Raw genomic sequence first — 26,201 nt, forward strand, 5'->3', positions numbered from 1 at the left:
TGAAATTTTCCTCATATTTGTTCAGAGCATCCTTACCGATCCTGCACTCCCTTTGCAGACATTGAAGATACTTAGGGAGAGGGTCGAAGAGGCGCAAAAGATCATCGCCTCTATTGACGCTGATAGCTGCAATGACGCCGGGAGGGAGGTCTGAGACGAGTGCATCAACGAACTATGATGAGGTCGGCAAGCTCTCTGCGAGGAGGCTGCGTCAGGTTCTAGCCGAAATGGTGACCTGCGATGCCGTTCTGACCGTAGCTAATCTTTGCCAGACTGCAGGCATATCCCGTACTGCGCTATATCGGTACCACTCTGGCGTCCTACGTGAGTTGAAAAAGGCCCAGAGGCGACGCGGGTCATCGGCTATAGGCGGAAGCCAGCGACTCTCCCGATTGCGGCCTGAGAACGACGTTCTCAAGGCACAGTTGATGGAGGTTGCGGCATTAGTAGATCACTACTTTGCAACGTGGCAGAAGGCATCTGTGTTGATTAAGCAACAGGAGGATGAGTTGTCTAGTCTCCGGAAGCAGGTTCGTCTACAGTTGGCTTCAATCAGTAGATGACCTAGCAGCATCGGTAGGAGGCGCCCAGTGGACGTTGGCGACGCTCAGCACGAACGCTTATCGGGGAAATTCAGGTATGAGCAGACCGTAAAATACGAGGTTGCTAGAGACTTGCTCAATGCGAAGCGAGCGGCGCTCGCCGCTTCGTTAGGATTGGAGAGGCGTAAAGCCGAGCTTGATGTTCGTACGATCGAGGGCATTCAGCTAGAAATGCGGAGAGTCGCTTACTGCGTTCGGAGCCTTGATATCGCGGATGAATCTGGACTAGATGCGGTGATCTCGTTCTATCGGCGTCAGGGAATTGACGCTTCAGGGGAGCGATTGCTGGCTGTTCATGATGTCTATAGCCCACGATCCTTGGCCCGTGCGTCTCTTCTCTCAGCCAGACGACGGCATAGCTTGTGATTTGCTTTTTGGGGATCTAGTATTCGGGCTCTGGGTGGAAAAGTGACGACTCTATCGGCTGTGCTGGATGAGTCGAGGCGAATATTTTGAAGGGGATTGTAGGGGCGTATGGATATATGGGAAGTAAATAAACTGGCCCTCTTTATAGCATTCGCGGCGCCAGGCTTCATTAGCCTGAAGTCCTACGAAGTTCTGTGTCCGTCGAGCAGCAAAGCTACCGGTGACCGTCTAATTGACGCTATTGCCTATAGCTGCATCAACTACGCCATTCTATTTTTGCCAATCCGGTGGATTGAGGCTGGTGGGGCGCTGAGCCGATGCCCATTCGGCTACTACGTTTTTTATCTTTTTGTATTCGTGATTGCTCCCATATTCTGGGCGTTCCTCTGGAAAAAAATAAGGGAGAGTGAGCTGTTTCAAAGAAATGCCCCGCATCCCACTGAGAAGCCCTGGGATTATGTTTTTATGCAGAGAAAGGCATACTGGGCTAAAGTCACCTTGAGTGACGGAAATGTGATAGCTGGTCGCTTCGGAGTAAACTCATTTGCATCGAGTTCTCCTGCGGATGAGCAAATCTACTTGGAAGAGTGTTGGCTACTGGGGAATGATGGGGAATTCCTCCGAAAGGTTGATCGTTCGGCTGGTGTGCTAATACTTAGCAAGAACATAAGTCACCTGGAGCTAAGGGAGTGAATAATGAGTAATGACCGGAAGCCGCTAAACGAAGGTTACAAACCCACGGGCTTTGAGAAGGGCTATCAGCCATCAAGTCCAACTAGCCCGGGCGGCCTTGATAAGGTTAATGGCGGCTATCAGCCAGTGAATCAGGGTGGGAATCCGTCCAATAATACGCCTCCTGGGAAAGAGTGAGGCTGATTCTTCAAGGTCGGAGCTATAGTAAGAGCTTGCTTTGGACTTGTTTTTGCCGAACCTAGCGACGATCTGAAACGATTAGCATAAGCGGGTGTCATTATGTCTACAGCCAAAAGTGGTTCGCGTGTTGCAAAGGTCGGATCTGCCTCTAGCAAAACTGGGTCACTGAAAACGAATTCAAAGAGTCCAAGTAGCTCTGTTCCAGTCTCGCGAACGGCCGGTGTTAGCGCGTCAGAAGCTAGAAACGCTGCTCGGGCGTTGGCCAGTCCTTATTCCGAAAAATCGACAAAATCTATTGCTGCGCGTGTTCTATCACGGAATTTGGAGCCGTTTCCAGTCAAGACATATAAGGTGGCTGGCAGTTCACTGACACAGCGGCAGGGGGCGGACGTGGTCAGAAAGGTCGCGAAGAAGGCCAGTAAAAAAGGATAATTATGGCTGCGAAATCTGTCGTCGATGCTGATTCTGTATTCATAAATTGTCCGTTCACCGGCGATTACACCAAGTCGTTTCACTCCATAATATTCGCTGTTCTATCCTGTGGATTTAGGCCGAGAACAGCAATGGAAGCGGGGGACGCAGGCGACGTTCGCCTGGACAAGATCATCCGTCTCGTGGTCGAGTCTCCATTCAGCATTCACGACTTGTCTGAAGTGGGGTTGGATCGTAAAAACAAGCTACCCAGATTCAATATGCCGTTTGAACTCGGGTTGGTAATTGCTTGCAAAAAGGCTGGTGGCCGAAAGTTCTCCTCGCGGCCAATTTTGGTTATGGAGAATAAGAGGTACACTACCCAAAAGTGTCTTTCTGATATAGCTGGTCAAGATGTAAAGGCGCATGGCAAATCGCCGGCAAAGATTATCAACATAGTTAGGGAGTGGCTTGCTCAACAGTCAGCGCGGAAGGGAATACCTGGGCACCTTCGGATACAGGCCGCTTTCACCGATTTCTATGGCGCGCTGCCGGCCCTCTGCGCTGAAGCGGGCCTCAATGCGCGTGAGCTTGGATACTCCGATTTTGTGGTCCTTGCACAGCAGTGGCTTGTTGAAGCCAACGCGGAAAGTGCTATCAAACCCTAAAGCAAGCCGGGGGCCGTTCGGCCCCCGGCTTGTACTGGCGGCCGGGCACGCGCTCGATGTTCCTGAGCTCCGGTAACTACTTCTTTACTTCTTGCGTTGGGACAGGGCGCTTCCAGCTGCGGACTTCGATGCCGCAGAGGTCCGTCCGTCTCGAAGAACCTTTGACGCTGCAGTTGCGGCGCGGGCCGAAGTGCGTTCACTGTTGGTCCGGCTTTGCGTCAGAGCGCTGCCGGCTGCGGTTCGTGAGTTGTTCCCAGTGCTTTTCGAAGCCAGTACTTTTGCAGCCGCGGCCGCGGCTTTGGGACCGGTGGATTTCGTCATTTTTCGTGTCCTTGAATTAAGGGCGACGACATTACGTCGTCGCCGGTGTTAGTCAGCAACGAACTAGGAAGCTCCACGCTTCATAGCCGTAATCATGGGCATCCAGCACCTTATCCGAATTCTTCACTCGACGATAACGGCAGAACACCCAGCGAAAGCCCTTAGGAGCAGGCTTCGAGTTGCTCACGCATAGAACACCTCCTTCGCGGCCCGATTGGGTACTTGCACGGCGACCTCGATCCCAGTAGAATGCGAGTCGTAGTTGCACCTGTTGCAAGCTCCAGTGGTGGCAGCATTCCCACTGAACTCAAAGGCGAACCTGGCAGGGTTTGCCTTTGTTATTTCTAGCTTCTTTCACTTGAGCAGCCCCTTCTGGGCAAGCACCTTGAGTTGGACATTAGCAGCATCAACGCTGACTCCGCAGGTTTCGGCAATTGCGTAAGGGTCGCGAAGTGATTGCGCCACATCGGTTGGGATGAGTAGCGCTCCTGCGAACGAATTCGCTTGCCACTCAGCGCACTTGTAGAACGGAAATGACCCCCTCGGCTTCAAGGTTCGAGCTAGCCCCGGCTCGTTGTGTAAGAGGTAATGACCGAGCTCGTGTGCGATCGTGAATCGATCTCGGCCATTCCCACGTCTTGCGCCCTCGTAAACGTCTTCCCGAATCCACATCTCTTTCAATTCGGGGCGTGTCAGTCCGTGCTGTTCACCGAGTTCGGAGTGATCCTTCACCTCAAAGCTGAAGTCTTCATCATGCTCAGGAAGTAGTACTTCGACGACTTGCAGGATGGGGAACTTGGGGTGATTGATCCGTAAGGCCTGTCGAAGTGCGACTGCCGCATTAATGATCTGATCTCGGCTTCGTCCTGGTACTTCGTATGAATGCATCGGCATTGTCACGCTGCGTTCTCCTGTGCGCTTTCATAGATCGTCTAGTTGGTTAAGAATCTTCTCTACTTCAGCGTCGCTCATATTTTCGAAACGACGCGCAAATGCCACTGCAAGCTCTCGAGCTCTGTCTGTTCTATCGTGCAATCCCATGGATATCTCCTTGGCTTGCTTGGCAGCGGCAACTTCAAGTTGCCGAACCTCGTCTGTTCCCAGACCCAGCTTGGCTTGCAATTGATTGATAAATGAAGGCGGTACGCTCTTCTTTCCTGTCTCGATTGCCGAAACGAATGTGGCGCTCACTCCCAGCATTTCGCCTAGGTCGCCTAACGTCTTATTCCCGTGCGCAATCCTCATCATTCTCAGCGTCTTCCCGAACTCCGTAAGCATGATTAGCCCCTTAGCTTCTTCATCATTTGTAGGTGTCTAGTGTTCTTCGCGTTTGCGTCGTCTTGTCTCGGTCGAGGGGACTTCAACCAGCAGGTTGAATCCTCGTCGAACTGGCGAAGAAATTCAACCATCTGGTTTATCCGGATGACTGCCTTCATCCTTGTATTTATCTTTCATTCATAAAAGAAGCTGGGTGCCCTGGAGTCAAACGGCTTGAACGCCGTAGGTTGTCGTCCATTGAATCAACATAAGGGGCGGTTGTGACTGACGATCACCGCGGCCGCATTGCGCCGCAGCGCCATCTTGACGACTTCGCGAAGGTGCACTTCCGCCGCATGGATCGTGCCGCGGAACAGCTCTGCGTACTCGATCAGCCGATGCTCTGATCGAGGAACAACACTGCGAAACTTCGTGCTCGAGACCGGGCAGCTTGATTTGCAAGTACGTCTTGACGTCCGCCGACGACTTGAACGCAAGGCCACGCTGCGTCATGCGATCGACCACCTGACGCGCCGCTTCAAGGATCTGCTCGTCGGTCGCCGGACGATAGCGACGGCCTCGTGCGTCCCTCACCATCAACGAGGCAGCCAGCGAATTGGATTCGTGCGACATCTTCGGGCTCCGGTTGCTCGGGCGGAATTGCCCGGCACCGGTGCCAGCACGGCGCAGCGCAGCGCAAGCGGTCAACCTCGCGTTGGCCAGCCAGGTGTCCATCGCCGTGCCGAAGGTCTTGATGGCGACCATCCGGCGCTTCTCGCGCTGCTTCTCCAGCGCGGGCGAGACACCCTTGAGAACGGCTTTGCGCGCGTCCAGGAGCACTTCGCGCGCCATCGCCAGCGAGATGCCGCCAGGACCATAGCGCCCGAGGGTCAGCGTCTCGCGGCGGCCATGGAGGCGGTAGTCATAGCGGAAGGTGATGGTACCGCTGGGCTATACCGTCACGTACATCCCGTCCCGGTCAGAAGCCTTATAAATCTTTGACTTAGGCTTCAGATTTCGTAGTGTAGCGTCGGTCAGCATCGAGGTTTCCTCCGGCTTTGACGGATTTACCGTCAGGTTCTACCGTCAAGGACTTGGAGACTTGCTGATGCCCGGAAAGCCCCATAAAACAAGCTTTCCCGAGGAGGTTTTTACCGTCAAAGACGGTAAAAGTCTGAGTAGTGAATGCGAGTATCTTAATCTGGCCGCGATTTTTACCATCAGCTCTACCGCCAACCTTCTCTGCTGGCCAGCGATAGTCACCGAAAAGTGCCGAAACGAATCTACTTCCAATTCAACGCGTTACGGCAGCTTTTCGATAGCTGGCGATAGCCCCCGAAGGACGTCAACTCATTCCCACTCAATAGTAGCCGGCGGCTTCCCCGAGATGTCATAGACAACCCTTGAAACCCCCCGCAACTCATTGATGATCCGGTTGCTCACCGTACCCAGAAATTCATACGGCAGATGCGCCCAGTGCGCGGTCATGAAGTCGATCGTCTCCACGGCCCGCAGCGCAATCACCCACTCATACGCACGGGCATCACCCACCACGCCCACCGACTTCACAGGCAGGAACACGGCAAACGCCTGGCTGGTCTTGTCGTACAGGTCGGCCTTGCGCAGCTCATCAATGAAGATGGCATCGGCCTTGGCCAGCAGCTCGGCGTATTCGCGCTTCACTTCGCCCAGGATACGCACGCCCAGGCCCGGGCCCGGGAACGGATGGCGGTAGACCATGGTGCGCGGCAGGCCAAGCTCAACGCCCAGGCGGCGCACTTCGTCCTTGAACAGCTCGCGCAGCGGCTCCACCAGGCCCAGCTTCATGTGCTCCGGCAGGCCGCCCACGTTGTGGTGGCTCTTGATCACATGCGCCTTGCCGGTCTTGCTTCCGGCCGACTCGATCACGTCCGGGTAGATGGTGCCCTGCGCCAGCCACTTGGCGTTCTTCAGCTTGTTCGACTCTTCGTCGAAGATCTCAACGAACAGGTTGCCGATGATCTTGCGCTTGGCTTCCGGGTCGCTCACGCCTTCCAGCGCGGCGAAGTAACGGTCGGCGGCATTCACGCGAACGACCTTTACGCCCATGTGCTCGGCGAACATCGCCATCACCTGGTCGCCTTCCTGCCAGCGCAGCAGGCCGGTATCCACGAATACGCAGGTCAGCTTCTCGCCGATGGCCTTGTGCAGCAGCGCGGCCACCACGGACGAATCGACGCCGCCGGACAGGCCCAGGATCACTTCGTCATCGCCCACCTGTTCGCGCACACGGGCGATCTGGTCGTCGATGATGTTGGCGGCGGTCCACAGGGTCTGGCAGCCGCACACGTCCACCACGAAGCGGCGCAACAGCGCCTGGCCCTGCAGGGTGTGGGTCACTTCCGGGTGGAACTGCACGCCGTACCAGCGCTTTTCTTCGTTGGCCATGGCGGCCACCGGAATGCGGTCGGTGGTAGCGGTGATGGTGAAGCCCGGCGGTGCAACGGAGACGTGGTCGCCGTGGCTCATCCAGACATTCAGCTTCGGCTCGCCGCCGTGGTCGCTCAGGCCCTTGAACAGTGCATCCGGGTTGATCACGTTCACTTCGGCGTGGCCGAATTCGCGCTGGTCAGCGGCTTCGGTTGCGCCGCCCAGCTGCGCGGCCAGGGTCTGCATGCCGTAGCAGATGCCGAAGATCGGCAGGCCGCTGTCGAACACTTCCTGCGGCGCTGCCGGGGCACCCGGCAGCGTGGTCGATTCCGGGCCACCGGACAGGATGATGCCCTTGGCGCCGAACGCGGCGATCTCGGCCGGGTTGTGGTCCCACGCCCAGATTTCGCAGTAGACGCCCAGCTCGCGGATGCGGCGGGCGATCAGCTGCGTGTACTGCGCGCCGAAATCGAGGATGAGGATCTTGTCGTTATGGATATTGGTCATGGTGCCGTTCCAGTGGTGTTTTTCGCAGCGCCCGGCGCTTCAAGGCTCTGCGTCAGCGTGGCGATGAACGCCTCGCGTTGTTGAATATGTGAGGGGTCTTCCTCGTCCCAGCGCAGCATCAGCAGGCCGTGCGGTGCGGCGGGGTTGGCGCGATCAGCGCGCGGCAGCTCGGCGATTTCCTGCACTTCGGTGCCGGGTACGATGCGCCGTTGAAAGGCGTGCATCGGATAGCCAGATGCTTTCGCAGTACCCCAATCGGCCATCGCGGCACTCATCCGCTTCGGCTCCAGCGGCCCCAGCACCGAATCGGTCACCGGATCTTCCGGGCCAGCCCACAGCTCGGTAATGCATTGCAAGGTGACCTGCAGCGGGCGCTCGCCGGTGCCTTTCAACAGCCAGCGCTGCTCGCCGGCGGCCTGCACCTGCCAGCCCTTCGGCAGCGAGAATGCGTTCTGGCAGGCCTGCACGTCCTGCAATTGCGAAACCGCCGCGCCCGGAGACCCGGAGCGCGGCGGCGGTTCGGACAACGAACAGCCTGCCATCAGCAGGCTGCCCGTAATCGCAAGAGCAGTTCGCAAGCGCATCAGGCGCGGTAGTTCGGCGGCTCTTTGGTGATGGTCACGTCGTGGACGTGGCTCTCACGCTGGCCGGCGCCGCTGATCTTCACGAACTTGGGCTTGCTGCGCATGTCTTCGATGGTGGCGCAGCCCACGTAGCCCATGGTGGCGCGCAGGCCGCCCATCAGCTGGTGGATGATGCCGCCCACCGGGCCGCGGTACGGCACGCGGCCTTCGATGCCTTCCGGCACCAGCTTGTCGGCGGTGGCGGCGTCCTGGAAGTAGCGGTCCTTCGACCCCTTCTCCATGGCAGCCAGCGAACCCATGCCGCGGTAGCTCTTGTACGAACGGCCCTGGTACAGCTCGGTCTCGCCCGGCGATTCCTCCGTACCGGCCAGCAGGCCGCCGACCATGATGGTCGAGGCACCGGCGGCCAGCGCCTTGCCGATGTCGCCGGAGTAGCGGATGCCACCGTCGGCGATCAGCGGGATGCGGTCCTGCAGCGCTTCGGCCACCAGATCAATCGCGGTGACCTGCGGCACGCCGACGCCGGCAACCACGCGGGTGGTGCAGATCGAGCCCGGGCCGATGCCGACCTTGACGGCGTCCGCGCCGCTGTCCAGCAGCGCCAGTGCGGCTTCGCCGGTGCAGATGTTGCCACCGATGACCTGCACGTTCGGGAAGTTCTTCTTGACCCAGCTGACGCGGTCCAGCACGCCCTGCGAGTGGCCGTGCGCGGTATCGACCACGATCACGTCCACGCCGGCGGCGACCAGCGCTTCCACGCGGCGATCGGTATCGCCACCCACGCCGACGGCAGCGCCGACCAGCAGGCGGGTCGACAGATCCTTGGCAGCGTTCGGGAAGTCGGTGTTCTTCTGGATGTCCTTGACGGTGATCAGGCCACGCAGTTCGAACGAATCATTGACCACCAGCACCTTTTCGATGCGGTTGCGGTGCAGCAGCTGCAGCACTTCATCAGACGCGGCGCCTTCCTTGACCGTGATCAGGCGATCCTTCTTGGTCATGATGTGGCGGACCGGGTCGTCCAGCTCGGTCTCGAAGCGCATGTCGCGGTGGGTCACGATGCCGGCCAGCTGGCCGTCGCTGCCCACCACCGGCACGCCGGAGATGTTGTGCGCCTGGGTCAGGGCCAGCACGTCGCGGATGGTGGTTTCCGGGCCGACGGTGATCGGGTCGCGGATGACACCGGCCTCGAACTTCTTGACCTTGGCCACTTCCGCGGCCTGCTGTTCCAGGCTGAGATTCTTGTGGATGATGCCCATGCCGCCGAGCTGGGCCATGGCGATGGCCAGGCGGGCTTCGGTGACGGTGTCCATCGCGGCGGACAGGATCGGAAGCTTCAGCTTCAGGTCGCGAGTCAACCGCGTTTCGAGGTTGACGTCCTTGGGCAGGATGGTCGAGTGGGCGGGGACGAGCGAGACGTCGTCGTAAGTGAGTGCTTCAGCCTGGATGCGCAGCATCGGCATACCCGAGATGTGGGGAAGCGCGACATTTTACCCTGTTTTCGCGCCGCGTGGCAGGGGGTAGATGCGACGCAGTGTCGCGCCGGCGGCGATCGGTTCAGGGCGACGGACCGGGGCCACGCGCCGCTTGGGAACCCCCACGGAACCGCCTTTGGTAGGTGCCAACCTTGGTTGGCACGATCCGTCCGGCACCGGCACCCCAGATGGGCCGATGGCCCTGATGGATGTGTGCCAACCAAGGTTGGCACCTACCAGGAGCGGGTCATCGGCCTGCCCGGCATTGTGCCGACCAACGGTCGGCACCCACCAACAGCAGATGTCCCCAATCGCAGGTCAGCTCAGCGCTTCCGCCGCTTCCAGGGTGTTCTGCATCAGCGTGGCCACGGTCATCGGGCCCACGCCACCCGGCACCGGGGTGATCCAGCTCGCCCGCTGGGCAGCCGCCTCAAACCCGACGTCGCCCACCAGCCGGCCGTCGTCCAACCGGTTGATGCCGACGTCGATCACCACCGCGCCCGGCTTCACCCACTCACCCGGCACGATGCCCGGGCGGCCCACCGCCACCACCAGGATGTCGGCGTTGCGCACGGCCTGTTCCAGCACGTCCTTGGGGGTGAACTTGTGGCAGCTGGTCACGGTGCAGCCGGCGATCAGCAGCTCCAGGCCCATCGGGCGGCCGACATGGTTGCTCACGCCCACGATGGTGGCATTGCGGCCGCGCACCGGCTGGTCGGTGTGGCCCAGCAGCGTGGTGATGCCGCGCGGGGTGCACGGGCGCAGGCCGAACTCGCGCAGGGCCAGGTGGCCGACGTTTTCCGGGTGGAAGCCGTCCACGTCCTTGCGCGGGTCGATGCGCTGGATCAGCCGGCGCGCATCGGGGATGCCCGGCAGCGGCAGCTGGATCAGGATGCCGTTGATCTTCGGATCGGCGTTGAGCTGGTCGATCAGCTCGAGCAGCTCGGCCTCGGTGGTACCGGCCGGCAGATCGTAGTCGTGTGCCTCGATGCCGACCTTCTCGGCGGCACGGCGCTTGTTGCGCACGTATACGGTCGAGGCCGGGTCGCCACCGACCAGCACCACGGCCAGGCCCGGGCGGCTGCCACCGGCCGCCACGCGGGCGTCGACGCGCACCTTCAGGCTGTCGAGCAGGTCCTCGGCGATGCGGCGGCCATCAAGGATGCGGGCAGGGTGCTGGGGGGCGGAATCGGTCATCGGGAGCAGGCGTGGGGCGGCGGGGACGCTATTGTCCCTGATTCAGGCCCCCTCGCCCACCGCAGGATGGGGTCCTGACGGGGTCGGATCCCTTTGCCACAGGCAAAGGGCTCTGACCCCAGCACGACGTAGCGGGTCAGAGCCCTTTCCGCTGGAAAGCGATCCGATCCGCAAACGTTATTCTTCCTCTTCCGGCACGTCCTGCGGGTTCAACGTCTTGCTCGCCCGCTTCGGCGCGGTGAACGGCGTCGGCGTCGGCACGCCCTGGCCGGAGTTGCCGAACACCATCTTGGCGCCGGCATTCAAACCACCACCGGCAATCTCCAGCTCGAAACGCTCGGCATCGCGGCGACGGATCTGCTCGGCAATCTCCACCGCGTCGTCTTCATCCGCACCCAGTTCCACCAGCGCGGCCTGGCCGAACAGCACGGCCGATTCAAACGTCTCGCGGATCTGGAAATCGACGCCGGCATGGATCAGCCGCAGCGAATGCTCGCGGTCGAACGAGCGCACCATGAGCTTGGCCTGCGGGAACTCGTGCGCCACCAGTTCGACGATGCGGTCGGCGGCCTCGGCCTTGTCCACGCACACCGCAATCGCACGCGCGGTCGCCGCGCCCGAGGCATGCAGCACGTCCAGTCGCGTACCGTCGCCGTAGTAGATCTTGAAACCGAAACGCGCAGCGCTCTGGATCATCTCCACGTCGTTGTCGATGATGGTCACGTCCACGTCGCGCGCCAGCAGCGACTGGCTGGCGACCTGGCCGAAGCGGCCGAAGCCGATCAGCAGCACACTGCCGGACAGGCCCTCGGCCTCGTCCACGCCGTCCATGTTCACCGTCGGCTTCGGCGCGATGCGCTTGTAGACCAGCACCACCAGCGGGGTCAGCGCCATCGACAACACCACCACGGCGGTGAAGTTGGCATTGATCTCCAGGTTGATCACGCCGGCTGAGGCGGCAGCGGAGAACAGCACGAAGGCGAACTCGCCGCCCTGCGCCATCAGCACGCCGCGATCCAGCGCCTGCGCGTGGTCGCTGCCCATGATGCGCGCCACCACGTAGATGCACAGCGCCTTGGCCACCATCAGCGCCAGCACCAAGCCGAGGATCAGCTGCCAGTTGCCAGCCACCACGCCCAGGTCCAGCGCCATGCCCACGCTGAGGAAGAACAGGCCGAGCAGGATGCCGCGGAATGGCTCGATGTCCGCTTCGATCTGGTGACGGAAGGTCGACTCGCTCAGCAGCACGCCGGCCAGGAACGCGCCCATCGCCATCGACAGGCCGGACAGCTGCATCAGCAGCGCCGCACCCAGCACCACCAGCAGCGCGGCGGCGGTCATCACCTCGCGCGCCTTCGATTCGGCCAGCACGCGGAACAACGGATTGAGCAGGAAGCGGCCGACCAGCACCAGGCCGACGATGGCGCCCACGCCGATCGCCACCGACAGCCAGCGCGAGCCCTCGCCGTCGGCACTGCCCGCGCTCGGGCCCATCCACGCCACCAGCGCCAGCAGCGGCACGATCAGCAGGTCTTCGAACAGCAGGATCGAAACGATCTTCTGCCCCGACGGCAGCGCGATGTCGCCGCGCTCGGCCAGCAACTGCATCACCACTGCGGTGGAGGTCAGCACAAAGCCGGTGGCACCGATGAAGGCCACCTGCCACGGCAGGCCGAACAGCTTGGCGATGCTGGTCAGCACCAGCGCACAGGTGACGATCTGCAGCGTGCCCAGCCCAAAGATCTCCTTGCGCAGGCTCCACAGGTGCGAGGGCCGCATTTCCAGGCCGATCACGAACAGGAACATCACCACGCCGAGTTCGGCGGTATGCAGGATGGCCTGCGGGTCGGAGAACCAGCCCAGCCCGAACGGCCCGATCGCCAGGCCGGCGGCGAAGTAGCCCAGCACCGAGCCCAGGCCGGCCCGACGGAACAAAGGCACCATCACCACCGCCGCGCCCAACAGGGCGACGACCTTGACCAGCTCGCTGGTCGCTGCTTCTACCGCCATGCGGTGTGTTCCCCAAGATCCAGAATCGCGTTCAACAATAGAGCAATGCCGATGACGGCAATAGCACGCATGTTGCGCCGGATTGTCTTGGAGATGGAACGATACCGGGAGTGACCCCCAGCATCATCCCGAAACCATGTATGCGCCTCAATGGGTGCCAACCATGCACCCGCTTCGGTGGGTGCCAACCGTGCACCCGCTTCGGTAGGTGCCAACCTTGGTTGGCACGAAAACGCCGACCAAGGTCGGCATCTACCAAGGCATTCGCCGGCCAGCCTCACCCACCCCGGCAGAACGCGGCGTAATCGATATACCCCGGGAACGGCACGCCCGGTGCGCACACCGCGCAATGCGGGTCCGGCCGGATGCCGGATCCCGAACCCATGCACCCGCTTCGGTAGGTGCCAACCTTGGTTGGCACGAAAACGCCGACCAAGGTCGGCATCTACCAAGGCATTCCCCGGCCAGCCTCACCCACCCCGGCAGAACGCGGCGTAATCGATATATCCCGGGAACGGCACGCCCGGCGCGCACACCGGGCACTGCGGGTCCGGCCGGATGCCGGTCTCACGGAAGCGCATGCCCAGCGCGTCGAAGCGCAGCAGGCGGCCAACCAGCGGCTCACCGATGCCCAGCAGCAGCTTCAGCACCTCGGTGGCCTGCAGCACGCCCGCCAAGCCGGGCAGCACGCCCAGCACACCGGCCTCGGAACAGTTCGGCGCGAACTCCGGCGGCGGCGGCTCGGGGAACAGGCAGCGGTAGCACGGCGCCACGCCACGCTGGCGGCCAGCGTCAAACACGCTTACCTGGCCGTCGAAGCGCTCGATGGCGGCGTAGACCAGCGGCGTGGCGTGCTTGATGCAGGCGTCGTTGAGCAGGTAGCGCAGCGGGAAGTTGTCCGACCCATCCAGCACCACGTCCACGCCCTCCAGCAGCGCATCCACGTTCTCGGAAGTGACCCGCTCAGGCACCGCCTCGACGTCGATCGACGGGTTCAACGCCAGCAGCCGCTCGCGCGCCGAATCGACCTTGAACTGGCCGACGCTGGCTTCGGTATGCACGATCTGGCGGTGCAGGTTGCTGCGCTCCACGCGGTCGTGGTCGGCGAAGCGCAGGTGCCCTACCCCGGCGGCGGCCAGGTAGAACCCAGCCGGTGCGCCCAGCCCACCCGCGCCCAGCACCAGCACGCGCGACTGCTGCAGCCGGCGCTGGCCGGCCTCGCCCACCTGCGGCAGCAGCAGGTGGCGCGAATAGCGATCAAAGAAGTCACGGTCGGCAGCACTGGCCAGCGGCTGCACCAGCGGCAGCGACTGCTCGCGCCAGGCCACGGTGCCGCCGGTCACGGAAGCGACGCGGGTGTAGCCGGCCTCCAGCAGGAACTGCGCGGCATCGGCCGAGCGCTTGCCACTCTGGCAGATCAGCAGGATTTCCTGGTCGTGCCGCGGCAGATGCGCGGCCGGGTCGGCCTGCAGCTCGCCCTTGGCCACGCCGCGCGCGCCCTCGGCCATGCCGCCGGCCCGTTCGTGCGCCTCGCGCACATCGATCAGCACCGCGCCATGGGCCAGGCGCTCGCGTGCCTGCGCGGGGGAAAGCTCTTGGATGCTCATGGCCGCATTATCGCGCACGTGGCGGCAGGCCGCCTTGACCAGCATCTGTAGAGCCGAGCCTATGCTCGGCTCTACGGGTCCACCGCAGGCCTGCGGTAGCGCCCGCCCTGCACCCGGGGTCAGATCCCTTTTCCGGAGAAAATGGGATCTGACCCCATTCTCCGCAACGAAAAAGGCGGCCCTGCGGCCGCCTTCTCGTGAATCACTTGCCCTTGACGTGCTTCATCAAGCGCCGCTTGGCCTTGACCTGCCGCTCGGTGAGGACGTTCTTCTTGCCCTCGTACGGGTTGGTACCCTCGCGGAAGATGAAGCTCACCGGCGTGCCGATCAGCTTGAAGCGCTTGCGGAAGAAGTTCTCCAGGTAGCGCTTGTACGACTCCTGCAGTTCCTTCAGGCGGGTGCCGTGCACGATGAAGGTCGGCGGGTTGGAACCGGCCGGGTGCACGTAGCGCAGCTTGGAGACGTGGCCGCGGATGGTCGGCGGCGGGTTGGTCTCGTAGGCCACTTCCAGCGCCTTGTTCACTTCGCTGGTGGTGAAGGTCTTGTTCGCCGATTCGTGCGCGCGGTGCACCGCACGGAACAGCTCGCGCAGGCCCGAGCCATGCTTGGCCGAGATGCGCACCGACTCTGCCCACGGCACGAAGCCCAGCTTCAGCGACAGCATGGTTTCAGCCTGCTCGCGCTGGTACTCGGTCAGGCCATCCCACTTGTTGATGGCGATCACCAGCGCGCGGCCGGCATCGAGCACGGCACCGAGCACGGTGGCGTCCTGGTCGGTCACGCCTTCGGTGGCGTCGAGCATCAGCACGGCCACCTGGCACTGCTCGATCGACTGCATGGTCTTGACCACCGAGAACTTCTCGACGACCTCGTCCACGCGCGACCGGCGGCGCAGGCCGGCGGTATCGATCAGGCGGTATTCGCGGCCATCACGTTCCAGGTCCACCGCGATCGAGTCACGGGTGGTGCCCGGCACGTCGGAGGCGATCATGCGCTCCTCGCCGAGGATGCGGTTGACCAGGGTCGACTTGCCCACGTTCGGGCGACCGACGAAGGCGATGCGGATACGGTTCGGATCGTTGTCCAGCTCTTCGCCGCTGCCTTCTTCCGGCAGGCGCTGGATCACTTCGTCCAGCAGGTCATCCAGGCCCTGGCGATGCGCGGCCGAGACGGTCAGCATCTCGCCGAAGCCGTAACGGGCGAACTCCGAACGGACGGTGTCCTCGTCGGTGCCGTCGATCTTGTTGATCAGCAGCAGCGTCGGGCGCGACAGCTTGCGCAGCCAGGCCAGGATCTCGTCGTCCATCGCCGAGGTACCCTCACGGGCGTCGACCACGAACAGGATCAGGTCGGCTTCCGCCGCAGCGGCGCGGGCCTGGCGGGTGGTAGCCCCTGCCAGACCCTCTTCCTCTTCTGCGATACCGCCGGTGTCGACGACGAGGAAATGATTGTCCTCGTCCAGCCGGCAGACACCGTAGTTGCGGTCGCGGGTGACACCCGGCTGGTCATGGACCAGCGCGTCACGGGTGCGCGTAAGCGCATTGAAAATAGTCGACTTGCCGACATTCGGCCGTCCAACCAGGGCGACCAAAGGCAGCATCGCGATTACTCCAATTTTTAATTTGCCAACCGGAAGGCGGTCAGCTTGCCATCAACGTTCTGCACCAGCAGCACCCCGTCTGCGACGACCGGCTGGGCCAGCAGGGCGTCGCCGCCACTTTTTGCCCGTGCCGCCATCGCACCATCGGACGCCTGCAACCAGTGCACGTATCCCTTGTAGTCGCCGACCACCACGTAGTCGCCGTGCAGCGCCGGGCCGGTCAGCGAACGACGGGCCAGCGCGGTCTGCGACCACATGGCCGCGCCGCTGGCCTTGTCCAGGCCGAACACGCCGCCCTTGTTGTCGGTGACGAACACATTGCCCGACGACACCGCCACGCCACCGGCACCGCCATGGTCGCGCGCCCACAGCGGGCGACCGGTCGGGCCTTCGATGGCCATGGTCTGGTTCTTGAAGCTGCTCACGTAGAGGGTGTTGCCCTCCAGCACCGGAGCGCCGTCGACGTCGGCCATGCGCTCCAGCTCGGTGCGGCCTTCGCCGTTGCCGAGGTTCTGTTCCCACAGCGTGCGGCCATCCTGCTGGGCCAGGGCCGCAACCGCGCCCTCGTCCTTGCCGATGAACAGCACGCCCGGGCCGGTCACCACCGGCGCGTTGCCACGCACGGTCAGCGCCGGCAGCTCGCTCGGGTTGAACCACTTCTGCGTGCCGTTGCCGGCATCGAAGCCGGTAACGCGGCCGTCGTTGCTGCGCACGTAGACCATGCCCTGGGCAACGGCCGGCGCGGCGATGACTTCACCCGGAACACGGGCGCGCCACTTCTCGCTGCCATCGTTGATGTCCAGCGCGATGACCTGGCCATCCAGCGTGCCGATCACGACCAGGTTCTCACCGACACCCGGGCCGCCGGACAGGCGCAGCTTGGCCTTCTTCTTTTCCTTCTTCGGCTCCCAGGTCCAGACCTTCTTGCCGGTCTGCAGGTCGATGGCGTGCACGCCACCGGTGATCGCCGCAGCGAACACGTGGCCGTTGGCCACTGCCGGGCCCTGGCGCACGCCGATGCGGCGCTCGCCCTTGCCGAGGTTGACCGACCAAGCCTTGCTGACCTTCACGGTCGGCTCGAACTTGACCAGCTCAGCCGGTTCCTGTGCCTTCTTCGCGGCCGCGTCCTTGCCGGCGAACCAGCCCTTCATGGTGCTGCAGCCGGTCAGGGCCATGCCCATCAGGAGCACGGTGGCGACGCGGGTGATCATGACCTTCTGACTCATCAAACCGACTCCGCAGGGGCGGCGACGGTGCCGCCGGCGTCCATAACCTTGGTTTCCAGCAGGCGCCGCTGCGGCGCTGCCACGTCCAGCGTCTTCAGCGCCTTCTCGTACTGTGCACGGGCGTCATCGCGCTTGCCCTGCGCCATCAGCGCATCGCCATGGATTTCCAGGCTGCTGCTGTCGGTGGCGCTGCCCAGCAGCTTGATGGCCTCGTCGCTCTTGCCGGTGGCCACCAGCAGGCGGGCCACACGCTGGTCGACCACGCGCTGCAGGTCACCTTCGACCTTCACATTGCGCAGGGTTGCCAGTGCCTCTTCATTCTTGCCGGCGTCGACCTGGGCCTTGGCCAGCTGCAGCGCCGCGAGGTCGCCGTAGATGCTGGACGGGCCGGCTTCGAGCGCCTTGACCGCCTTGGCGGCGTCGTCAAGCTTGTTCTGCTGCAGGCCCTGCAGGGCCTTCTGGTACTCGACATTGGCCGAGGCCAGCTTGCCGCCCTGATCCTTCTGGTACCACTGCCAGCCAGCAATGGCACCGATGGCGATGACTACGCCACCGAGGATGCTGGCGCCATTCTTCCGCAGCCAGCTGCGGACGCGTTCACTTTGTTCGTGCTCGTCGAGCAGATCGTCGATCGCCATGCGTACTCTCGCCCCGCCCGTCGGGAGGGACCATTGGGATTATCGAAGGTGGTGAAACCGCGCCTCAGTGCGAAACCGGGACAACGGAGCCTTCAGAGGATACCTGAAAGCGTGCCACGTTGGCTCGCTGGTAGGGGGTCAGATCGACGATAGCGCCGTTCTGCTGAACCTGGACCGCCGAGGCGTTGCCCAGGGTCACCCGGGTCACCTGGCCCGGCGTGAAGCTGCGGGTCTCGCCGGACCTGATCAGCGCCTTCTCGACGGTGCTGCCGTCCGGGCCCCCGATGTCGACCCAGCTGTCGCCGCTGAACTGCATTTCCAGCGCGTTGCCGGCAGCCGCCGGAGCCGGCGCCGGGCGCGGCACCGGGGCCAGCGAGGCCACGTACGGGGTGGCCGCCGGCTTGCTGGCCGGGGCGGTGGCCGCTTCGGCCGGCGCGACAGCCTCGGCACCGGCCGTGGACGGGGTGACCGGCACGGCGGCCGGGATCACATCCAGCGAGGCGGTGCTCGGCGACGGGGTCGCGCTGCCGTCGAAGTGGCCACGGGTGGCGAACCACACCGGCACCGCCAGCACCGCGGTGATGCCGACATACAGCACGCGCCGGCCGAGGTTCTCGGCGATGCGGCGCGCACGCGGGGTATGGGTATGGCTGACCAGGGTGGGCGGAACCACCGGGCCGACCTGGGCCTGTTCCAGCAGCTGGCCGACATCCACGTCGAGCAGGCGCGCATAGCTGCGCAGCTGGCCACGCACGAACACCGGCGCCCCCAGCTTCTGCCATTGTTCCTCTTCCAGCGACTTGACCACCTGGACCGGCATGCGCAGGCGCGAGCCGACATCTTCGAGGGTCAGTCCGGCCGCTTCGCGGGCCTGGCGCAGGCGGGTGCCGCAGCCGGCCGCAGTCTCGAGAGCGCTCACAGTCTGGTCATCAATCACAATGCATCAACCCTGGAGTTAGGAGCCCGCGTCCTGCGGAAATTCCTGTCGAATCCGCTGCAGATAACGATCAGATGCCGCCCGATCGCCCAGCTTCACTTCGATTTGAGACGCAAGTTGTAACACGGAACGCGTTGCGGGTGCAGCCGCAATCCTACGTTCGGCGAAGGCCCGGGCCTCCATGTAGTGGCCCTGGCGGTAGCTCAGCTGGGCCATCGACTCCAGCGCGACCGGGTTGGCCGGGGCCGCCACGAGCGCCGCACGCAGGTCGCGTTCGGCACGTTCAAGCTGGCCCGCATCCAGTGCGCAGCTGCCGGCATTGGCCTGGGCTTCGCCCGGGGTGGCATAGCCCGGCGCCTGCAACGCGCGGTCGAACCAGACCAGCGATTCGGCCGGCTGGCCCTGCTGGCACAGCCAGGCACCGTAGTTGTTGAGCACGTCGCCGCGCTGCGGCGCCAGTTCGGCGGCCTTGCGGAAGTTCTCACCGGCCTGGCGGGTGCGGCCACGACGGTCATCGATGCCAGCCTGGAGCACCAGCGCATCGGGCGCCTCGGGCGCCAGCTTCAGTGCTTCGCGCACCTTGCGCTCGGCGGCATCGAGATTGCCGACCTGCATGTCGCGGGTCGCCAGCGTCAACAGGTCGCGCCAGCGCACTTCGCGCCGCACGCTTTCCGGGTCACCCACCGAATAGACCGGCGCCTGGCTCGGACCGAGCTTGGCCTTGGGATGGGATTTGCAGCCGCCGACCGCAACGGCCAGCACGCCTGCGAGAAGCGCCAGCCAGAGGCGGTCAGGCCGCGGCATCGCTCCCCTTCCCCGCCTGCAGCGTCTTGTTGAACTCCGCCTGGCGGCGGGTGCGGTCCATCACCTGGCCCTTGAGCTGGCCACAGGCGGCGTCGATGTCGTCGCCACGGGTGCGGCGGACCATGGTCAGCACGTTGCTGTCGAGCAGGATCTTCTGGAAGGCGCGGATGTGCGCTTCTTCCGAACGCTCGTAGCGGGTGCCCGGGAACGGATTGAAGGGAATCAGGTTGACCTTGCCCGAATCCTTGGCCTGCACCGCGTTGTCGAACTGGCGCATCAGGCGGGCCAATTCGCGGGCATGCTCGGGCTTGTCGTTGATGCCCTTCATCAGGGTGTATTCGAAGGTGACCGATTCGCGGCGCTTGTTGGCGCGCAGGTAGCGTGCGCACGAGGCCATCAGCTCGGCGATCGGGTACTTCTTGTTGAGCGGCACCAGGGTTTCGCGCAGCGCATCGTTCGGCGCATGCAGCGACACCGCCAGCGACACGTCGCTCTCGGCGGACAAGCGGTCGATCTGCGGCACCAGGCCGGAGGTCGACAGGGTCACGCGCTTGTTGGCCAGGCCGTAGCCCAGGTCGTCGCGCATCACGCTCATGGCGCGCACGACGTTGTCGAAATTCATCAGCGGCTCGCCCATGCCCATCATCACCACGTTGGTGAGGCGGCGCATCTGGTGCGGCACGTTGCCCAGGTGGCGCGCGGCAACCCACACCTGGCCGATGATCTCGGCGGTGGTCAGGTTGCGGTTGAAGCCTTGGGTGGCGGTGGAGCAGAACGTGCAGTTCAGGCCGCAACCGACCTGCGAGGACACGCACAGCGTGCCGCGGGTCTTGTCCGGGATGTACACGGTCTCGATGGCGTTCTTGCCATCCACGCCCATCGCCAGCAGCCACTTGTGGGTGCCGTCGGCGGAGGGCTTGTCGAACACGATGTTCGGAACCAGCACCTCGGCATGGGCCTGCAGCTTGGCGCGCAGGACCTTGCCGAGGTCGGTCATTTCATCGAAATCGGTGACGTAGCGATGGTGGATCCACTTCATCACCTGGTGGGCACGGAACTTCTTTTCGCCGAGAACCTCGACGAAGAACTTCTCCAGGCCCGCGCGATCGAGGTCGAGCAGGTTCTGCTTGCCAGCCGTGGGTGCCGACTTCGGCAGCGGCTGAATGGCGGGGGACTGTACGACCTCGTTCACGGCATTACTCTCAGCGCGAAACGACTTCGGTGGCGGCGAAGAAGTAGGCGATTTCAATCGCGGCATTCTCGACCGAGTCCGAGCCGTGGGCGGCGTTGGCATCGATGGATTCGGCGAAGTCGGCGCGGATGGTGCCCGGCGCGGCTTCCTTCGGGTTGGTGGCGCCCAGCAGGTCGCGGTGGGCCAGGACGGCGTTCTCGCCTTCCAGGGCCTGGATCATCACCGGGCCGGAGATCATGAACTCGACCAGCGCGTTGAAGAACGGACGCTCGCGGTGCACGGCGTAGAAGCCTTCGGCTTCACGGCGCGACAGCTGCTTGTACTTGGCGGCCACGACCTTCAGGCCGGCCTTCTCGAAGCGGGCGTAGATTTCGCCGATGACGTTCTTGGCAACGGCGTCCGGCTTGATGATCGAAAGGGTGCGCTCCAGCGCCATGGGATGTCTCCAATGGAATCGGGCCGCTGATGGCCCGAAGGGTAACATGAAAAAAACCCGCGTCGGGACGCGGGCTTAGCCTGATAAACGTAGGCGAATTGTAAAAGATAAAGCGCTGGCATGGTAGTGCCGGTCGCCGGCCGGCAAACCCTCATGGCAGGGGTCAGATCCCCACAGGGGCTCTGACCCCATTCCGGGCCCAGTGTCGGGGTCGGAGCCCCTGCGGGGACCCGACCCCTACCCCATTCACCCAGCTGAGTGGATTCTGACCGTCCGGGCCATTTTTGCTGCACTGCAAAATGCCATACGCTACCGTCTGGTCCTAGTATCAAACAATCGTTTGATTAAGGTCCGCCCGCCGATGGCCAAACCCGCCCACTTCTCGACCAAGGACCGCATTCTCGGCGCGGCCGAGGAGCTGTTCGCACAGCACGGCTTCGCCGGCACTTCGCTGCGCCAGGTGACCAGCCAGGCCGACGTCAACATCGCAGCGGTCAACTACCACTTCGGCTCCAAGGAAAACCTGGTCAACGAGGTGTTCCGCCGCCGCATGGACGAGATGACCGGCGCCCGCCTGTCGCAGCTCGAACGCGCCCGCAGCGAACACCCCGGGCAGCTGCGCCCGGTGCTGGCCGCCTTCGTCGAGCCGGCATTGGCGCTGGCCCAGGACCGCCAGAACGGCGGTGCCTTCGTGCGCGTGATCGCCCGCGCCTACGCCGAGAAGAACGACAACCTGCGCAAGTTCCTGTCCGACCACTACGGCCACGTGCTGCGTGCGTTCGGCAAGGCCATCGGCGAGTGCGTACCCGACCTGAGCAAGGAAGAGCTGTACTGGCGCCTGGATTTCCTGGCCGGCTCGCTCACCTATGCCATGGCCGACTTCGGGCTGATCAAGCGTCCCGCCGGTGTCACTGAAGCGGCGCATCGTGCCCATGCCGCCCACGAACTGATCCATTTCGCCGAAGCCGGGTTCCGCGCCGCCGCTCGCGCCAGCGTCCTGCCCGCTTCCCTTTGATTCCACCCAGTAACTGCTGACCAACAAAGGCCCTACACCATGTCCAATTCCCTGCTAGTCCGCCGCGCCGCCGTGCTGGGTGCCGGCGTCATGGGTGCCCAGATCGCTGCCCACCTCACCAACGCTGGCGTCGACACCGTGCTGTTCGACCTGCCCGCCAAGGAGGGTCCGGCCGACGGCATCGTGCTGAAGGCGATCGCCAACCTGGGCAAGCTGAGCCCGGCACCGCTGGCCAGCAAGTCGCTGGCCGAAGCCCTCACTCCGGCCAACTACGAGTCCGGCCTGGAGCAGCTGAAGGACTGCGACCTGATCATCGAGGCCATCGCCGAGCGCATGGACTGGAAGCAGGACCTGTACAAGAAGATCGCGCCGTTCGTGGCCGACCACGCGGTGCTGGCCTCCAACACCTCGGGCCTGGGCATCAACAAGCTGGCCGACGTACTGCCCGAGCAGCTGCGCCACCGCTTCTGCGGCGTGCACTTCTTCAACCCGCCGCGCTACATGCACCTGGCCGAGCTGATCCCGGCCACCACCACCGACGCCGCCGTGCTGGAAGGCCTGGAAGAGTTCCTGGTCACCACCCTGGGCAAGGGCGTGGTGTACGCCAAGGACACCCCGAACTTCATCGGCAACCGCATCGGCGTGTTCTCGATCCTGTCCACCATCCACCACACCCAGCAGTTCGGCCTGGGCTTCGATGAAGTGGACGGCCTGACCGGTCCGCTGGTCGGCCGCCCGAAGTCGGCCACCTACCGCACCTCCGACGTGGTCGGCCTGGACACCATGGCCCACGTCATCAAGACCATGGGCGACACCCTGCCGAATGACCCGTGGCATGAATTCTTCAAGTCGCCGAAGTGGCTGGACGCGCTGATTTCCAAGGGCGCGCTGGGCCAGAAGACCGGTGCCGGCATCTTCCGCAAGGTCGGCAAGGACATTGTGGTGCTGGACCTGGAGAAGCAGGACTACCGTCCGGCCGATCGCGCTGCCGCGCCGGAAGTGGTCGAGATCCTGAAGATCAAAAACCCGGCCGAAAAGTTCGCCAAGCTGCGCGAGAGCCAGCACCCGCAGGCGCAGTTCCTGTGGGCGACCTTCCGCGACCTGTTCCACTACAGCGCCTACCACCTGGCCGACATTGCCGAGACCGCGCGCGACGTCGACCTGGCCATCCGCTGGGGCTACGGCTGGTCGCTGGGCCCGTTCGAGACCTGGCAGGCTGCCGGCTGGAAGCAGGTCGCACAGTGGATCGCCGATGACATCGTGGCCGGCAAGAGCATGAGCAGCGCGCCGCTGCCGGACTGGGTGTTCGATGGCCGCGATGGCGTGCACGCCGCCGAGGGCAGCTACAGCCCGTCGCGCAACGCCAAGCTGCCGCGCTCGTCGCTGCCGGTGTACCAGCGCCAGCGTTTCCCGGATCCGCTGCTGGGCGAAACGTTCGCGCCGGGCGAGACCGTGTTCGAGAACGACGGCCTGCGCATGTGGCACGACGGTGATGGCATCGCCGTGGTCAGCTTCAAGACCAAGATGAACACCGTGTCCGACCAGGTGCTGGACGGCCTGCAGGAATGCGTGAGCCGCGCCGAGAAGGACTTCCAGGGCCTGGTGATCTGGCAGCAGAAGGAACCCTTCTCCGCCGGTGCCGACCTGGCCGGTGCCCTCGGCCTGCTGCAGGCCGGCAAGGTCGACCAGTTCGAAGAAATGGTTGCCAACTTCCAGCGCACCAGCCAGCGCATCAAGTACTCGCTGGTGCCAGTGGTGGCTGCCGTGCGCGGCCTGGCCCTGGGTGGCGGCTGCGAGTTCCAGATGCACAGCGCCAAGACCGTGGCCTTCCTGGAAAGCTACATCGGCCTGGTCGAGGCCGGCGTCGGCCTGCTGCCGGCCGGTGGTGGCCTGAAGGAACTGGCCGTGTGCGCCTCGCAGGCCGCGGGCCCGGGCGGCGACGTGTTCGCCGAACTGAAGAAGACCTTCGAGACCGTGGCGATGGCCAAGGTGTCCAACTCGGCGGTCAACGCCAAGGAACTGGGCCTGCTGCGCAGCACCGACAAGGTGGTGTTCAACAGCTACGAGGCCCTGCACATCGCCAAGGCCGAAGCACGCGCCCTGGCCGAAGCGGGTTACCGCCCGCCGCTGCCGGCACGCCGCATCCAGGTGGCCGGTGACGTGGGTATCGCCACCTTCAAGATGATGCTGGTCAACATGCTGGAAGGCCGCTTCATCAGCCCGTACGACTACGAGATCGCCGAGCGCATCGCTACCGTGCTGTGCGGTGGCAAGGTCGACCGCGGCACCCTGGTCGACGAAGAGTGGCTGCTGACCCTGGAGCGCAAGCACTTCGTCGAACTGGCCCAGCAGGAAAAGACCCAGGCCCGCATCGCGCACATGCTGAAGACCGGCAAGCCGCTGCGTAACTGATCGCCCATCCCTGCTTCCGGTGGGTGCCGACCGTTGGTCGGCACTCCGGCTAAAAAATTCAAGAGATCACTGCAATGACCAAGCAAATCCAGGACGCCTACATCGTCGCCGCCACCCGTACCCCGGTTGGCAAGGCGCCCAAGGGCATGTTCCGCAACACCCGCCCCGACGACCTGCTTGCGCACGTGCTGCGCAGCGTCGTCGCCCAGGCCCCGGGCGTGGACGTCAACCGCATCGATGACGCCATCATCGGTTGCGCCATGCCGGAAGCCGAGCAGGGCATGAACGTGGCCCGCATCGGCGTGCTGCTGGCCGGCCTGCCGAACACCATCGCCGCACAGACCGTGAACCGCTTCTGCTCCTCCGGCCTGCAGGCCGTGGCGCAGGCCGCCGACGCGATCCGCCTGGGCAACGCTGACCTGATGCTGGCCGGCGGCACCGAGTCGATGTCGATGGTGCCGATGATGGGCAACAAGATCGCCATGGCGCCGAGCGTGTTCGACAACGACCACGTTGCCATCGCCTACGGCATGGGCATCACCGCCGAGAAGGTCGCCGAAGAGTGGAAGGTCTCGCGCGAAGACCAGGACGCCTTTGCCCTGGCCTCGCACCAGAAGGCCATGGCCGCGATCCAGAACGGCGAGTTCAAGGACGAGATCAGCCCGTACGAGATCGTCTCGCACCTGCCGGACCTGGCCGACGGCCAGCGCATCATCACCCGCAACAAGATCGCCGACACCGACGAAGGTCCGCGCCCGGATTCCTCGGCTGAAGGCCTGGCCAAGCTGCGCCCGGTGTTCCGCAACGGCCAGTTCGGCGGCACTGTGACCGCCGGCAACTCGTCGCAGATGAGCGATGGCGCCGGTGCCGTGCTGCTGGCCTCGGAACAGGCGATCAAGGACTACGGCCTGACCCCGCTGGCCCGTTTCGTCAGCTTCTCGGTGGCCGGCGTGCGCCCGGAAGTGATGGGCATCGGCCCGATCGCCGCGATCCCGAAGGCACTGAAGCAGGCCGGCCTGACCCAGGACCAGCTGGATTGGATTGAACTGAACGAAGCGTTCGCCGCGCAGTCGCTGGCGGTGATCCGCGATTGCGGCCTGGACCCGAGCAAGGTCAACCCGCTGGGTGGCGCGATTGCCCTGGGCCACCCGCTGGGTGCGACCGGCGCGATCCGTACCGCCACCCTGCTGCACGGCCTGCGTCGTCGCCAGCAGAAGTACGGCATGGTGACGATGTGCATCGGCACCGGCATGGGTGCGGCGGGTATTTTCGAGGCGCTGTAAGGTTCAAGGCGTTGCCTCGTTGGGCTTCATGGCGTGGGTCGGGTTGGCAGGGCTGCCCGGGACACGCCGTGAACCCTTCCATGGGGGCTCGATGGCGCCATCCATGGCGCCAACGGTCCCGGGCAGCCCTGCCAACCCGGCCCTTCCAGCCTCCCCGCGGCGGAGGGATGAGCAAAGGCAGGGTCAAAGGCTGGGGTCAGATCCCTTTGCTGCGCAAAGGGATCTGACCCCAACCCACGAAAAAAGGCAGCCAGTGGCTGCCTTTTTGCTTTTGCTTCTGCCTTTGATTCCGCCCTTCCCGTCCGCGCCGCACGGAAACTGTCGAGAGGGGGCGGATGGCCCTCTCCAAAACCGTTGGCGCCATGGATGGC

Annotated in this window: 20 protein-coding genes and 2 pseudogenes; 5 read left to right on the forward strand and 17 right to left on the reverse strand. The window is 63.7% G+C overall.

Annotated elements, in window-relative coordinates; translation table 11 throughout:
• The first annotated feature begins 1,076 nt into the window (after positions 1–1,076).
• Both AC5QAB_RS13255 and AC5QAB_RS13260 read left to right on the forward strand, forming a co-directional pair.
• Positions 1,077–1,661, forward strand: coding sequence for a DUF6338 family protein (locus AC5QAB_RS13255; RefSeq protein ID WP_197561661.1), 585 nt, complete (start codon positions 1,077–1,079; stop codon positions 1,659–1,661).
• 614 nt (positions 1,662–2,275) lie between these two features.
• The gene (locus tag AC5QAB_RS13260; RefSeq protein WP_197561662.1) at positions 2,276–2,920 is read left to right on the forward strand and encodes a hypothetical protein; all 645 of its coding nucleotides are present in this window, start codon (positions 2,276–2,278) and stop codon (positions 2,918–2,920) included.
• Between the two features lie 675 nt (positions 2,921–3,595).
• Here the strand turns inward: AC5QAB_RS13260 and AC5QAB_RS13265 are convergent.
• The 17 genes and pseudogenes from AC5QAB_RS13265 to ndk form a co-directional block, all read right to left on the reverse strand.
• Entirely contained in the window at positions 3,596–4,135 is a 540-nt protein-coding gene (locus AC5QAB_RS13265; RefSeq protein ID WP_495233471.1) for an ImmA/IrrE family metallo-endopeptidase, read from the reverse strand.
• A gap of 27 nt (positions 4,136–4,162) precedes the next feature.
• Positions 4,163–4,519, reverse strand: a complete 357-nt coding sequence (locus AC5QAB_RS13270; protein ID WP_197561664.1) for a helix-turn-helix domain-containing protein — start codon at positions 4,517–4,519, stop codon at positions 4,163–4,165.
• 251 nt (positions 4,520–4,770) lie between these two features.
• Positions 4,771–5,131, reverse strand: a pseudogene (locus AC5QAB_RS13275) (JAB domain-containing protein); the annotation flags it as partial.
• 74 nt (positions 5,132–5,205) lie between these two features.
• A pseudogene (locus AC5QAB_RS13280) lies at positions 5,206–5,539 on the reverse strand (Arm DNA-binding domain-containing protein); the annotation flags it as partial.
• A 309-nt stretch (positions 5,540–5,848) separates the two neighbouring features.
• Positions 5,849–7,414 (reverse strand): glutamine-hydrolyzing GMP synthase, encoded by a 1,566-nt coding sequence (gene guaA / locus AC5QAB_RS13285; RefSeq protein ID WP_005413109.1) that lies wholly within the window; start codon positions 7,412–7,414, stop codon positions 5,849–5,851.
• A complete protein-coding gene (locus AC5QAB_RS13290; protein WP_069139963.1) occupies positions 7,411–7,890 on the reverse strand; it encodes a hypothetical protein in 480 nt (159 codons plus the stop codon). Before AC5QAB_RS13290 ends, guaA begins: the two co-directional genes overlap by 4 nt.
• Positions 7,891–7,997: 107 nt before the next feature.
• Positions 7,998–9,455, reverse strand: coding sequence for an IMP dehydrogenase (guaB, locus tag AC5QAB_RS13295; RefSeq protein WP_005416248.1), 1,458 nt, complete (start codon positions 9,453–9,455; stop codon positions 7,998–8,000).
• Between the two features lie 336 nt (positions 9,456–9,791).
• Positions 9,792–10,670, reverse strand: coding sequence for a bifunctional methylenetetrahydrofolate dehydrogenase/methenyltetrahydrofolate cyclohydrolase FolD (gene folD / locus AC5QAB_RS13300; RefSeq protein ID WP_069117134.1), 879 nt, complete (start codon positions 10,668–10,670; stop codon positions 9,792–9,794).
• Between the two features lie 177 nt (positions 10,671–10,847).
• On the reverse strand, positions 10,848–12,680 hold the full coding sequence (locus AC5QAB_RS13305; RefSeq protein WP_481445404.1) for a monovalent cation:proton antiporter-2 (CPA2) family protein: 1,833 nt from the start codon (positions 12,678–12,680) through the stop codon (positions 10,848–10,850).
• 470 nt (positions 12,681–13,150) lie between these two features.
• A complete protein-coding gene (gene moeB / locus AC5QAB_RS13310) occupies positions 13,151–14,287 on the reverse strand; it encodes a molybdopterin-synthase adenylyltransferase MoeB (protein WP_495233445.1) in 1,137 nt (378 codons plus the stop codon).
• Between the two features lie 202 nt (positions 14,288–14,489).
• A complete protein-coding gene (gene der, locus AC5QAB_RS13315; protein ID WP_014646861.1) occupies positions 14,490–15,887 on the reverse strand; it encodes a ribosome biogenesis GTPase Der in 1,398 nt (465 codons plus the stop codon).
• Between the two features lie 17 nt (positions 15,888–15,904).
• Positions 15,905–17,113, reverse strand: coding sequence for an outer membrane protein assembly factor BamB (gene bamB, locus AC5QAB_RS13320; protein ID WP_046430197.1), 1,209 nt, complete (start codon positions 17,111–17,113; stop codon positions 15,905–15,907).
• The gene (locus AC5QAB_RS13325; RefSeq protein WP_032960761.1) at positions 17,113–17,751 is read right to left on the reverse strand and encodes a YfgM family protein; all 639 of its coding nucleotides are present in this window, start codon (positions 17,749–17,751) and stop codon (positions 17,113–17,115) included. The genes bamB and AC5QAB_RS13325 overlap by 1 nt, the downstream gene beginning before the upstream one ends.
• Before the next feature lie 64 nt (positions 17,752–17,815).
• Positions 17,816–18,688 (reverse strand): RodZ domain-containing protein, encoded by an 873-nt coding sequence (locus AC5QAB_RS13330; protein ID WP_032960759.1) that lies wholly within the window; start codon positions 18,686–18,688, stop codon positions 17,816–17,818.
• A gap of 18 nt (positions 18,689–18,706) precedes the next feature.
• The gene (pilW, locus tag AC5QAB_RS13335) at positions 18,707–19,492 is read right to left on the reverse strand and encodes a type IV pilus biogenesis/stability protein PilW (RefSeq protein WP_495233446.1); all 786 of its coding nucleotides are present in this window, start codon (positions 19,490–19,492) and stop codon (positions 18,707–18,709) included.
• Positions 19,479–20,684, reverse strand: a complete 1,206-nt coding sequence (gene rlmN / locus AC5QAB_RS13340) for a dual-specificity RNA methyltransferase RlmN (RefSeq protein WP_005409296.1) — start codon at positions 20,682–20,684, stop codon at positions 19,479–19,481. The genes pilW and rlmN overlap by 14 nt, the downstream gene beginning before the upstream one ends.
• Positions 20,685–20,694: 10 nt before the next feature.
• A complete protein-coding gene (gene ndk / locus AC5QAB_RS13345) occupies positions 20,695–21,120 on the reverse strand; it encodes a nucleoside-diphosphate kinase (RefSeq protein ID WP_005409295.1) in 426 nt (141 codons plus the stop codon).
• A 361-nt stretch (positions 21,121–21,481) separates the two neighbouring features.
• On the opposite strand from ndk, the gene AC5QAB_RS13350 reads away from it, so the two are divergent.
• The 3 genes from AC5QAB_RS13350 to AC5QAB_RS13360 all read left to right on the forward strand — a co-directional run bounded on the left by AC5QAB_RS13350 (position 21,482) and on the right by AC5QAB_RS13360 (position 25,830).
• Positions 21,482–22,135 carry a TetR/AcrR family transcriptional regulator gene (locus AC5QAB_RS13350; protein ID WP_134967079.1) on the forward strand — a complete coding sequence of 218 codons (654 nt, stop codon included), beginning with the start codon at positions 21,482–21,484 and terminating at the stop codon, positions 22,133–22,135.
• Positions 22,136–22,174: 39 nt separating this feature from the next.
• The gene (locus AC5QAB_RS13355) at positions 22,175–24,547 is read left to right on the forward strand and encodes a 3-hydroxyacyl-CoA dehydrogenase/enoyl-CoA hydratase family protein (protein ID WP_495233447.1); all 2,373 of its coding nucleotides are present in this window, start codon (positions 22,175–22,177) and stop codon (positions 24,545–24,547) included.
• A 74-nt stretch (positions 24,548–24,621) separates the two neighbouring features.
• The gene (locus AC5QAB_RS13360) at positions 24,622–25,830 is read left to right on the forward strand and encodes an acetyl-CoA C-acyltransferase (protein ID WP_495233448.1); all 1,209 of its coding nucleotides are present in this window, start codon (positions 24,622–24,624) and stop codon (positions 25,828–25,830) included.
• The last annotated feature ends 371 nt before the right edge of the window (positions 25,831–26,201 follow it).

The sequence above is a fragment of the Stenotrophomonas sp. YJH_SMC_127 genome (genome assembly GCF_059372445.1).